This is a genomic window from Nostoc piscinale CENA21, from assembly GCF_001298445.1.
GTDB lineage: Bacteria > Cyanobacteriota > Cyanobacteriia > Cyanobacteriales > Nostocaceae > Nostoc_B > Nostoc_B piscinale_A.
Window position 1 is genome coordinate 2,869,747 of the sequence record NZ_CP012036.1, and the last position, 11,550, is coordinate 2,881,296.

At 38.9% G+C, this 11,550-nt stretch carries 8 protein-coding genes; 4 read left to right on the forward strand and 4 right to left on the reverse strand.

Annotation, left to right across the window (positions count from 1 at the left end):
• Window positions 1-20 precede the first annotated feature (20 nt).
• The 4 genes from ACX27_RS12410 to ACX27_RS12425 all read right to left on the reverse strand — a co-directional run bounded on the left by ACX27_RS12410 (window position 21) and on the right by ACX27_RS12425 (window position 8,212).
• Entirely contained in the window at window positions 21-2,423 is a 2,403-nt protein-coding gene (locus tag ACX27_RS12410) for a cytochrome c family protein (RefSeq protein WP_062292668.1), read from the reverse strand.
• A gap of 1,414 nt (window positions 2,424-3,837) precedes the next feature.
• Window positions 3,838-5,190, reverse strand: coding sequence for a magnesium transporter (mgtE, locus tag ACX27_RS12415; protein WP_062292671.1), 1,353 nt, complete (start codon window positions 5,188-5,190; stop codon window positions 3,838-3,840).
• A gap of 568 nt (window positions 5,191-5,758) precedes the next feature.
• Window positions 5,759-7,078 (reverse strand): hypothetical protein, encoded by a 1,320-nt coding sequence (locus ACX27_RS12420; protein ID WP_062292674.1) that lies wholly within the window; start codon window positions 7,076-7,078, stop codon window positions 5,759-5,761.
• A 282-nt stretch (window positions 7,079-7,360) separates the two neighbouring features.
• On the reverse strand, window positions 7,361-8,212 hold the full coding sequence (locus ACX27_RS12425) for an oxygenase MpaB family protein (RefSeq protein ID WP_062292678.1): 852 nt from the start codon (window positions 8,210-8,212) through the stop codon (window positions 7,361-7,363).
• Window positions 8,213-8,369: 157 nt separating this feature from the next.
• Between ACX27_RS12425 and ACX27_RS12430 the strand changes: the two genes are divergently transcribed.
• From ACX27_RS12430 to ACX27_RS12445, 4 genes are all read left to right on the forward strand, one after another.
• The gene (locus ACX27_RS12430; protein ID WP_062292682.1) at window positions 8,370-8,975 is read left to right on the forward strand and encodes a TetR/AcrR family transcriptional regulator; all 606 of its coding nucleotides are present in this window, start codon (window positions 8,370-8,372) and stop codon (window positions 8,973-8,975) included.
• A complete protein-coding gene (locus ACX27_RS12435; RefSeq protein ID WP_062292686.1) occupies window positions 8,962-9,351 on the forward strand; it encodes a tautomerase family protein in 390 nt (129 codons plus the stop codon). The genes ACX27_RS12430 and ACX27_RS12435 overlap by 14 nt, the downstream gene beginning before the upstream one ends.
• 122 nt (window positions 9,352-9,473) lie before the next feature.
• Complete coding sequence (locus ACX27_RS12440; RefSeq protein ID WP_062292689.1) at window positions 9,474-10,952, forward strand: NB-ARC domain-containing protein; 1,479 nt, start codon at window positions 9,474-9,476, stop codon at window positions 10,950-10,952.
• A gap of 162 nt (window positions 10,953-11,114) precedes the next feature.
• Entirely contained in the window at window positions 11,115-11,504 is a 390-nt protein-coding gene (locus tag ACX27_RS12445) for a helix-turn-helix domain-containing protein (protein ID WP_062292294.1), read from the forward strand.
• Window positions 11,505-11,550 lie beyond the last annotated feature (46 nt).

An 11,550-nucleotide genomic window follows, 5' to 3' on the forward strand; every position in this document is an offset into this window, starting at 1 on the left:
TCTAATCAAACCAAGAGGTTTTACAACTGTCTCAAGAAAGCGATAATTGCTCTTTGATCATCGCGTGTTAGAGAACGGAAGCGAGCCATAACTTCTTTTGCTTCACTTCGGTTGGTGTTGGAAAGCGCACTGTTATATGGTGGGCAAATGACATCTTGAGGTCTTGCACCGTAGTCGATAACAATGGGATCAGTGCCGTTAACTACGCCATCATAACCAAGTTTGTTATAGTATTTCCCACCTACATTTGGAGGTACAGGACATCCACCACCAGTCAGTTTTGAGGTCTTACCGGGTTCATCAGGTGCAGGTAGGTCATGTAGCTCAATTGCAGCCAGCAGTGCTTCGTCTACATTGCGAACAACCAATGGTTCGTTGGTGACTTCGCTATTGGTTGTTACAGTACCCGCAGGTGTGGTGTCACGGTTGAGGATACTTAAGAAGACACGCGCATCGTGCATGAATGGAGGGCCAACTCTACCAATACCCATTAGAGGTGGTGTACGGAAACGATCACCAGTAGCAGTACCTCTCACATTGGAGAAGGAATCGCTGGCAAAGTTACGCATTAAATCGTAGGTTGCGAAGATAGCTGCACCAGAACTTTGACCAAATGCGTCAGCACGGTTTACAAGGAATGGATCGCGGGGAATTGGTGAATATCTTTCAACATCAATGACTGGGCCTCTGTGGATGTTGATATCAGAGAATATAGGAGCCCAACGATAGCTGAGAGCATCGATAAGTCCTTGTGCATCAGGCCCCAAGGATGGGTCGCCAGTAGCCGGAGACTGACCAGTTCTTTGAATTGGAGTGTGGCAGTTAACGCAACCAACCATACGATCGCTCTGGTTAATTGCATTGGGATCTAAACCATCGCCGCCTCTAGGCATTTTACCAGCAATAGTCCGGTTAGAAAATGCTACCAAGTCAATACCAAACAGCTTCGCCCCTCTTTGGACTCTAGCAGCTGGATTGTTACCAGGTAAATTTTTAGAAGGATCTTTAGCTCTCAGGACAGCTAACAGGTCTCTACCGAATTCTGGGGGAGCGAGGGAACGGATGAAGTTACGTTCGCTAAATGGTCTGCTGACAGGAAGTTCTGGATCAGCTACTTCATTGCGGCAGCCGCGATTGTAAGGAGCAATAGCGGGGTTAGCAATATTCTGCTCAAAAGGAGAGATGCGGTTAGTCATACTCAGACTACCAAACATACCTCCAACGATAAACTGCATCATTTCTGAACCATTGGCGCGTAGACCAAAACGTCCTAACCCTCTAGCAAGTGAATCTTCTCTGCCATCAGGCACATTCGCAGGAATTGTATTGGTTACACCTGTGACGCAATCACCACTACATTGGAACAAAGTAGTTTTGATCGAAGAATTGTCACCTCTAGCATCGTTAGGGTCAGAAGCGCCTGTAATATCCACGTTGGGAATCGCTTCTATCAAACCACGACCAATATATGGAGGCCCAGCAAGTTCGGTAATAGCACGTCTAAATCCGGTTGTACTCCGTCCGGTGGCTTTATTGAAGTTAGTAAGGTCTCCATTTACTGCAAGGTTTCTATCTTCCGCAACGCTGGGGATAGCATCTGGCCTACAATCTAAACCGAATACTTCTCTGAGTCGATCACTTGGCGGGCGCACATGCTGTAAGAAACCGCCAAAATCTTGACCACTGGGACTAGTAGCATTTAACGCATCAAAAATGACTGGTGATGCTGAGGCGTTAAAGTCGCCAAATACGGTAAAAGCTGCGGTTCGTCCTGTATTATTGACCGCATCCAATTCTGCGGTGCTGACGGCCACACTACGACGACTTAGGTCAGCAGTACCATCTGGCTCGACCGGATCTAAGTCACTACCAGGCGCTCTACCACCACCATTGACTCCAGTACTACCTGATACAAAACTGAAGTTGGTGGGAGTTGTTCTGTTAGCTCTACTGACGGTAGAAGTACCTGTCAGCAGTCCTTCGTTGGGAACTGACTCCAGGTTATTCAGGTGACAACCTGCACATCGTGTTTGCATGGCCATCGACCCGAAACCATTCTCAACTATGTTGGGGGTAGTAAAGAAAGTAGCCCCTTCTAGCTCTCTTTCCTTCACGGAATTTGGTAGAGAAGGATAAACTAATCTGTCCAACTGAGCCAAGGTAGTGATCGAGTTAAACCCTACATCGCCAAAAGTATCACGACGTATACGCTCGACTGGACGCAGGGTGCGCCCATTAGGAGGTTGAACCTCAAACAATCTCAAGTCTGGATTTACTTCGTTTCGTCGGCGTGCAAATAAGGTTTCTTCGTCAGGTAAGGCAATCTGACCGAAGACCTTTTGTGGGTTGATATAGCCCATCAGTACAGATAGGCCTAAAGATAAACCCACTATTAATAAAAGAAATCTTCGTTGTTTTCGCATTAACTAAGTTCCAAGCTTATTTAATATTTGAGTAATACAAACTCAAGGCTGTCTATTTCGCATTAGGAGTAATACAATTTCCGGGCTACCGATTCCGTAGAGGAATTGTAGCTTTTTCGTCACGAGTACGAAGAAATCAAGCAAAGCATTGATCCCAATACTTTAGAACTTAAGTTCGCAAATAGTTGAGTAACTAATTACACTGTATATTACTACAACTTCAAAGCAAAAGGAAATTTTTATTAAGTATATACTGTTAAATATTTCTACATAAACTGTCTAAAATAAATCAAGATACTATGAAGTTAATGTGACGCTAAAGTCCAGTTTATGTAATCTTTAAAATCCAGTTATTTTCATTATGAAGTTAAAAAAAATCTTTAAATAAGGCATCATCAAGAGAGAATTATGCAGTTACAGAGAAATGCTTATGTGCTTGATATTTACCCAGGAGCATTAGGCTATGATGCCGGAAAGCCAAGGCTTTGAGATGATATGCCTCACCTTTATATAACTTCATTGAGTCAACTATATGACCTGTCAGACAATAGTTTTATCAAAATTAAATGAATTACCTCAGTACATAACACAACAGAGCTAGAGATACTCTATCCCTAATTGTTTGTAGATTTGTTCAAGGAATATAAGCACATAATAATGCTCATATACTCAGTATCAATATTCAAATTTTGTATCTATTTAGGTTGACTCGCAATCAATATTATGTGTTATCAAAATTGATACATTTTACTGATATATAATTGCTTGCAAAACAGCACATAACTTCCAACTAGTAAATAGATTTAACAAAATTTCACTGCTAATATTCATCAATAATTGATACTAATAAAAATTCTCAAGAACTAATTTGCGGAAAACCTAGTAAAGAAAAAGCCAAATCTTTTCTAGATTGCGCCTGTTAAGATAGAGATTTACAAATAAGTTGCACGTATAACAGTCCTATTTGATAGGTGAACAACAGAGACACGGAAGACAAGGGAGAGAGATGTTTATAAATCATTTAGGATTGCTATATTGTCAAACAAATTTCTTTTGTATGAGATGACAGATGCTCTCACACTCTTGAAAGATTTAAACTGGAATGGTTGCGTTAATAATATTGATGCAATAGCTGTGGGGTGTTAAATATTTGCTGTTTACCCCAAAACTATAGATGTCGGAGACATCAATATATTGACAATTAGGACTGATATACAGAGTAAGGAAAACCTTAGATGCGCTAGAGGCTTGGCTTACTCTACAAGAGTACCCAATAACTGGGGTTTGATAGGAGACACAGAGCCAAAGGGAATAGGGTTGAAAAAGCTGTTTACTTAAGTCCTAACGATAAAATATCATACCAAACTTCTTTGGTGATGAAACTAAATTTTACATTAAGTAAAATTGCCTTTAATTACTGTGGTAAGTGAAAAACATGCAAAGCTACAGAAATTAAAGTCAGGAAAGTTAAAAAGCCGATAGTATCTAGCATTGTGGTGACTAATGGCCCACTCACTAATGCAGGGTCAAGCTTCAGGCGTTTTAAACCCATTGGTAATAGTGTACCGAGAGTCACAGCCACTAGTGTATTCGTCGCCATAACTGTACCTGCAACCAAACCCACCCAGCGTTCTTGGGGTTTCGCCCAAATCATCGATAGTGCCATCATTGTAATAGCTAAAACTACGGCTGTGCCTAAACCTGCCAGCACTTCTTTACGGAGAATTTTGAAAGTATCTCTGGGTGTGACTTCGCCAACACCCAAGCCTCTAATTGTTACAGTTAAGGCTTGAATTCCCACAGTCCCGCCTGTGTTGGAGAAAATTGGCATAATGACAGCTAATACTGGTACAGCCGCAATTACTGATTGAAAAGGTGCGATCGCACTTGCCGCACCAATGTACAATGCCATAATTGCCAGCAACCACGGTAGGCGCTTGCGAATGGTAACTAAGGGCGGCGATAAAGCTTCTTCATCACCACTCACCCCGGCTAGTTTTTGGATGTCTTCGGTGGCTTCTTCTTCTAAAATATCAATCACATCATCAATAGTGATGATGCCGACTAATCTATCTTCCCTGTCTACTACCGGGATAGCGATTAAGTCGTAACGCTTCATGATTTGGGCGACTTCTTCTTGCGGCGTTTCGGTTTTAACTTTGATGACGCGATCGCTAGATATATCACGAATATAGACATCAGGAAAAGTAAACAATAACTGACGCAACGAAACTACTCTGACAAGTTTACGGTTATTGTCTGTAACGTAGGCGTAGTAAATTGTTTCCTTATCTTCGTCTTGACGGCGAATTTTGCTGAGGGCTTCACCAACGGTTAAACCTTCTTGTAAACGCACATATTCTGTAGTCATCACCCGCCCAGCCGTACCTTCGGGATAACCCAGAATTGTGGCGGTTGCTTGTCTTTGTTCGGAACTTAGCTGTTGTAATAAGCGTTTAACTACTCCAGCCGGCAATTCATCAAATAATTCTGCCCGTTCATCAGGACTCATCGCCTCCATAATTTGTACTACCTGGACATCATGCAGAGAGTTAATTAGTTCTTCCTGCACATCTGTGGGTAGATATTCAAACACGTCAATTGCCTGGGCTTTATTTAACAGCCGAAAAGCGATCGCTCGTTGTTTTTCTGGTAATTGTGTAATATATTCACCGACATCTACGGGTTGTAACCCATTTAAATCGCATTTCAACTGATTTAAATCAGAGACATTGAACAGTGAATCACGAATGTCCTGTATAAGCATGAATACCTCCTATGTGCCTCCCCCGCGCCGAGAGACACGCTCACTAGCTTAGAGGAGGTTCGTACTGCCGTCTTGTGGACTTTTGTCCATAAAATCTCAACAACTCAATATCGATTGCCAAATCAAGGCATCGCTAACTGATCATCCTAACTTGGAATAGTGCGATCTGATCAATTTTCAGTAACTATGTACTAATTTTGTAATATTTATTACAAGTACAATATTAATTACCCTGATTTTTCGTTAACTAGTGTCGATTGTACTATCGCCAAAATTTGTGTCAAGCAAATTGTAGAGGTTTGCTGGCAAACTTCACAAAGTCAAAATATTTACATCGGCTTATTAGTGTTTGTTTGCAGACTCAGGGTAGATTTATGAATTCTGAAAACAATTGCCAAACCTAGCACTTGCATCAATATACAAAGTTGGGTGTAGCGATCGTGAAACCCAACAAATGAAAGATATTGAAAAATGGTGGCGACAGACTGTCTTTATTGGTTAAACAAAAAAACACTATATTTTCCCAATAATACTAAGTTCCATCCACCCACAATCTGTTTAGCACTTATTAATAAATATTCTCCCTTAATTGGGAAAACACATGGTAAGTATCTATCTTAGACTTACCTTGAGAATTTTGTTTGGCTTCTTCAACTTTAATCAAGTTATATTCAATGTTCTCAGCGTAGATTGCAAAAGTGATGTTGAAAATTTCTAGAAAATTAATAACCCATTTGCACTCATCTTTGGGTAATTTTTCGTAATAACGAATTAAATGAGCAATTCTAATTTCCAAATGGCTGCGAGAATTCTGACAAATTAAAATGATTTTGAGGAGAATAATTACTAAAGTTAATGGATGACCTTGAGAAAGTAATAAGATAAATAACTGTGAAGGTTCTCGTCCATTTTCTGTGGTTAGACAATCAATCAACCGATTACAGCTTCTCAGAAATAAGTTTTTATCTAAAACTTCTTCATCATATTCTGGTTTCCAATTAGCTAAATTTTCTTTTAATTCTTGATTTAATATTTTGACTAAATCTAGATTTTTAACAGAAAAAAATAAGTACTTACGTATACTTTCTTTAAATCCTTTAAATGTTTGCTCCTGTGTTTGTTTAATAAATATATTGGCTAAATTTTCATAACTGAATAATCCTTTTTTCAGGATAATCATTTTAATCAAACGTAAAACATTATCGCCCAGAATGCTAGGATTGACATACCGTGTAGAACTAGAAGCCGAGGACTGAGAACGCGCAATATACATTGCTAGTTCAAATTTAAAATTGTCCTTCATTTGCTTAGAAAGTTGCCTAGCTGCTTCTTGTTGCTCTTTGGGATTATTAACATCTAAAGATTGGGCAACTAATAAATAAGCTGCATAGCGATTACTCCAGTGAGTCTTACCTTTATGATCGTGTTTATGAGCAAATAATTTTAATTCTTGATAGTCTTCACTCTTAACAAAATTTTTGAGCCAGCTTTTATATATATGCAAACTGGTATAACTGCTCTTTTTGCATGGAACATCATAATTAACTAATAAGTTAATTAATTCTTGAATAGCTTCATATTTTCTTTTAGATGCCCAGTTATTAACTATGATATAGCAACAACGCTTAATAGTATTCCGAAATTCCTGCTCATTGTTGGCTGAGATGATTTTCCGAATTAGAGGTACTGTATTTAAACTACCTGATTCTAGAAAGTCAAAAAATAATCTTTTAAATTCTCGCAAGACTTCTTCTGGAGACTTTTCATTGACAATTTCCATGAAGAAGCTATAAATTTTCTCTTGCCCAAGTTGGAGATTTAATGGCTGAAGATTGGGTTTAACAAAATTTGGTTCTTCTAAATCGGTAAACAGGCTATGAGTGGTCATGGAAGTTCTCAAGACCAATGAAGTTAATGTATCTATTATTTATTAGATTACCTGTGACAGCCATCAGTATCAATCAATTTTTCAAAGATAAGGTAATTTTTTGAATGAGTTTTGATGAATTTACTGAAGTCTTCTTCAAGATTAAATTCACAAAGCTCAGTATCTCAGGAAAATTACGGTTATAGATTGACTAAGTACTTACGCACAAAGATTTTCTGTAGAGACTGGGTAAAAGGGTGTGGGGTATAAGTGCATGAACCACACCTCACAAAAGCTACAGAGTCAAAAGCCTACCTCTGACCCCACATTAGCTATCTCGTAACCATTTGGGTAACTGCGGATAGGAGAATCAATATAAAAATTAGTCTGAGTCCGGGGTGGAAGCCAGTGCATGAATTTGGCGCGGAATTTGAGGATTTTGACCATAACAGAACGCAGCCACGGAGAAGGATGTTCAAAACCAAAGGCATCAAGCATTGTCTCATCAAGTAAAGCATAGATGATTGGTTTCAAAGGTTGTCGCATCCACCAAGGAAACCAACTTAAAAATAAAGCAAGTGTTGATTCTCCAATACGGCGGTTTGTGTCAGAATAGCGAAAATTTTTCTTTTCGTAGTCGAGTTTATAGCGTTCAAACTCTGCGTAGGTTTCGGGAATATTTTCAATGTGCATCCTCTTACCGACTTCTCGCCAAAAGTAAAAAGACGCTAATTTTTCTTGCTCGCACATCAACCGCCAACCAAAATTGGCATTCCAGTCGATAGGATCATAAATAAAGGTCGAAAGCACATATAAAAAATCGGCGTTGTCAATTTTAAAGCGTCCGTGGATGGCGTTCATCCGTTGCAATGCTTGTTGACCGCGATCGCTTTCATAACCCCATTTAACAATTTCTACCAACAAAATCGATGTGTCGTCATAGCGTTTTTGCGGACGCTGATGAAATTCTTTGGTCTGATCGAGTAATTTAGATATGCTGGGAACACAGTAGGTTCGCATTAAGGCGACTTCTAGCGATCGCTGCATTTCCCACGAAAATTCATAACCCGACATCAGATAATATATCTGGCTATGGTCGGTTACTGGGTCAAGTTGCTGAATCTGATTAAAGTTTTGGTAACGGTTGGGAAGCATAATTCATCACTATGACTGTATTTATTGTTAATCATCTCTGCCAGGATTGATTTATAACTTTTTATGATGTTATTTTTAATCAAACCAATCGGTCGGTAAAATTGACATCAAGGCTTCAAAATGCTGAATATACACTCAACACTCAGCACTTTTCTATATGTCCAAAGGCGAAGAAACAAAAACTCGCATTCTCCAACAAGCAGCGGAACTGTTTAACCAACAGGGATATGCGGGTTCGTCAATTTCAGATATTATGCGTGTTACCGGATTGCAGAAAGGCGGAATTTACAATCACTTTTCTAGTAAAGATGAACTAGCACTCCAAGCCTTTGATTTTGCGATAGCCCTTGTAAGTCAGCGAACAAAAGCCGCAATTAGGAGTAAACATCATGCAATAGAACGTCTAGAAGCGATTATGGAAGTATTTAGCAGTTTTGTTGAGTATCCGCCCATTAAAGGTGGTTGTCCACTGTTAAATACAGCAATTGAAAGTGATGATGCTCATCCAGGATTGCGCGATCGGGCGCAACAAGCAATGAACTCTTGGCTTAACTTAATTTCTCAAATTATTACCAAGGGAATTGATAGAGGTGAAATTCGTTCTGGTGTGAATGCTGATGAAGTCGCAACTATTATTATTGCAACTTTAGAAGGTGCAATAATGATGAGTAAATTATACGACGATGTAATTCATATCCAAAGAATAATTACTCACTTAAAACAGTATATAAACACTAATCTTAAAAGCTATGGTACAAGTTAAAGTATATGGTTTAGCTGATCAACTAAATCCTATTAAATCAGATTTATCTCACATTATTCATACCTCACTAGTTGAAATTTTAAAAATTGCCACTGAAAAGAAATTTCAGCGATTTTTTCCTTTAGACGCAGAAAATTTTTACTATCCTCAAGACAGATCATATAATTATCTAGTTATCGAAATTGTCATGTTTGAAGGACGCTCAGTTGAAACCAAAAAAGAGCTGATTCGGAAGTTAATTAAAGATATTTATGAAACCTTCGGCATCTCTGTTAACGACATTGAAATCACCATTTTTGAAACCCCCAAATCTAACTGGGGTATTAGAGGTACAACCGGAGACGAATTAAATTTGAATTACAAGGTAGAAGTTTAAATTATGCCTAAGTGGTAAGTCAAAATACAACTCCCCATAATTATTAATTTCTTTGCCTGATGCTTAACTGAACTTTATTGGTCTTTAATAGATGTTTAAAAATCTGCTCAGTTAACAGATATATGTCAAACTCGCTCAAAGCATCAACAACTGGACTGGCAATTGTAGACAAGGCGCGAAAACGTCTTGGTTGGACGAAAACTAGTACGGCGCGTTGGTGGCAAGATGCTCACACTTCTAGAGCTAGTTTAAGGCGATTTTGGCAGGGCGATCGCATTCAACAAGAAATTTTCATCGCTATCTGTCAGGCTGTTGGCATTAATGATTGGCAAAGTATTGCAGAAATACTTGACGCAGACTTCGAGGAAGTCTCTACACAATACCTTGACTGGGATGAAGCACCTGATGTTGAAAGTTTTTATGGACGCAATCAAGAATTAACTAAGCTTGAACAATGGATTGTAGGCAATCGCTGTAAACTAATCATTATCACAGGGATGGCTGGCATTGGCAAAACGTCTCTGGCTCTGGCTTTAGCTGATTGTCTTCAGTTAAAATTTGATGGCTTAATCTGGAAAACCCTTCATTTTGCGCCATCCCTAGTTTTGCTGTTAGATGGACTTCTCCACACCTTTAAGCAAACTCCAGTTGATGATTTTTCCCAAGATACCGCAAAACTCATTCACCATCTGCAACAGCGTCGGTGTTTATTAATACTTGATGGGTTGGATGAGTCAGAGAAACACTATCATCAATTTATCCAGCAATTAAGCCGCGCTCATCATCAAAGTTGCATTATCCTCACCAGTCGAGAACAACCAAATATTATTGAGTCGAATAGTAAAACGGTTCGCAGTCTCACTTTAACAGGATTACCAAAAGCTGCGGCTGTGGAACTATTGCAAGCCAGAGGATTCACAGGTAAGGAAATCGGATTATCACCCTTGATTCAACTTTATCGCGGCAATCCTTTGGCACTCAAACTAGTTACGCCATTGATTCAGTCTGTGTTTGGTAAGAATATTGCGGCTTTTCTGAGTCAAAATACGATAGTAATTGGCGATCGCTTGCGTGCTATCCTTAAGCAACAGTTTGAACAACTGAGTGATTTAGAACAAGATATTCTCTATTGGTTAGCAATTTGGCAACAACCAATTTCTTTTAGTCGCTTGCAAACTCATTTACTCATTTCTCTCGACCCAGCTACAGTTTTAGATGCTATTGTCAGCTTGGAACGGCGATCGCTTTTAGAAAAATGGATTTGTAGTGATGCACCAGCTTTTACTTTGCAACCAATGGTGATGAAAATTGTCACCGATGAATTAGTAGAACGTGGGACTCAAGAGATAATTCAGGTTATGCAGAGTCAAGATATCGCTGATTTTAAAATTTTGCGAACCCATTGGTTATTGCGTCCAGGCAGTGATGATATTGTTGGCGATCGCATTTTGCATCAACTACAAGAAAAACTCTGGCAGATTTATAGGGCAAATCTCGTACAAAATCTCCAGCAAATTCTATTACTTTTAAATGATAAATCACCTTTAGCAATTGGTTATATTGCTTGCAATATCACAACAATTATTAATCGATTAGGATAGTGACCAAATACTAGAAGTATTTAAAATAAATCCTGCTAAAACTGGATCTGCACTTACTGTCTCAGGATTTTCTAAACATTATTGTGGTTTATCAGGATAATAAATACAGCACTTTGCGTAACAGTTAGGCACAATATTTAAGAAGATAAAGTAAAAAATAAGATGAAACCATACTCAATAGATTTAAGAGAGAAAATAATTAGTGTTTACGAAGCAGGAAATACATCAATTAGGAAAGTAGCAGCAAGATTCAAGGTAAGTAAAAATACAGTGCAAGGATTGGTAAAGCAAAAACGGGAACAAGGAACGTTACAGCCAAGACCAGCAACGGGAGGAAAAGCAAGTCAACTGTCTGGTTATGAACACCAGATAGAGGAAATGGTGGCGGAATTTCCAGATTATACCCTAGCCGAATATTGTGAATATTGGGGAGAAAAAACAGGAGTCAGATTGAGTGAGAGTGCAATGTGCAGATTTCTCCAAAAACAAGAATTGACAGTCAAAAAAAACACTCAAAAGCAGCCAAGGTCACAGAGAAACAACACAAAATAAACGGTTAGAGTATTGGGAAATTATCCGGGATGTCTGCTGTACGGTT

Bases quoted from the DNA above. Each gene is read 5' to 3' on its own strand.
- ACX27_RS12410 (WP_062292668.1), bottom strand. From the start codon at position 2,423: ATGCGAAAACAACGAAGATTTCTTTTATTAATAGTGGGTTTATCTTTA.
- mgtE (WP_062292671.1), bottom strand. From the start codon at position 5,190: ATGCTTATACAGGACATTCGTGATTCACTGTTCAATGTCTCTGATTTA.
- ACX27_RS12420 (WP_062292674.1), bottom strand. From the start codon at position 7,078: ATGACCACTCATAGCCTGTTTACCGATTTAGAAGAACCAAATTTTGTT.
- ACX27_RS12425 (WP_062292678.1), bottom strand. From the start codon at position 8,212: ATGCTTCCCAACCGTTACCAAAACTTTAATCAGATTCAGCAACTTGAC.
- ACX27_RS12430 (WP_062292682.1), top strand. From the start codon at position 8,370: ATGTCCAAAGGCGAAGAAACAAAAACTCGCATTCTCCAACAAGCAGCG.
- ACX27_RS12435 (WP_062292686.1), top strand. From the start codon at position 8,962: ATGGTACAAGTTAAAGTATATGGTTTAGCTGATCAACTAAATCCTATT.
- ACX27_RS12440 (WP_062292689.1), top strand. From the start codon at position 9,474: ATGTCAAACTCGCTCAAAGCATCAACAACTGGACTGGCAATTGTAGAC.
- ACX27_RS12445 (WP_062292294.1), top strand. From the start codon at position 11,115: ATGAAACCATACTCAATAGATTTAAGAGAGAAAATAATTAGTGTTTAC.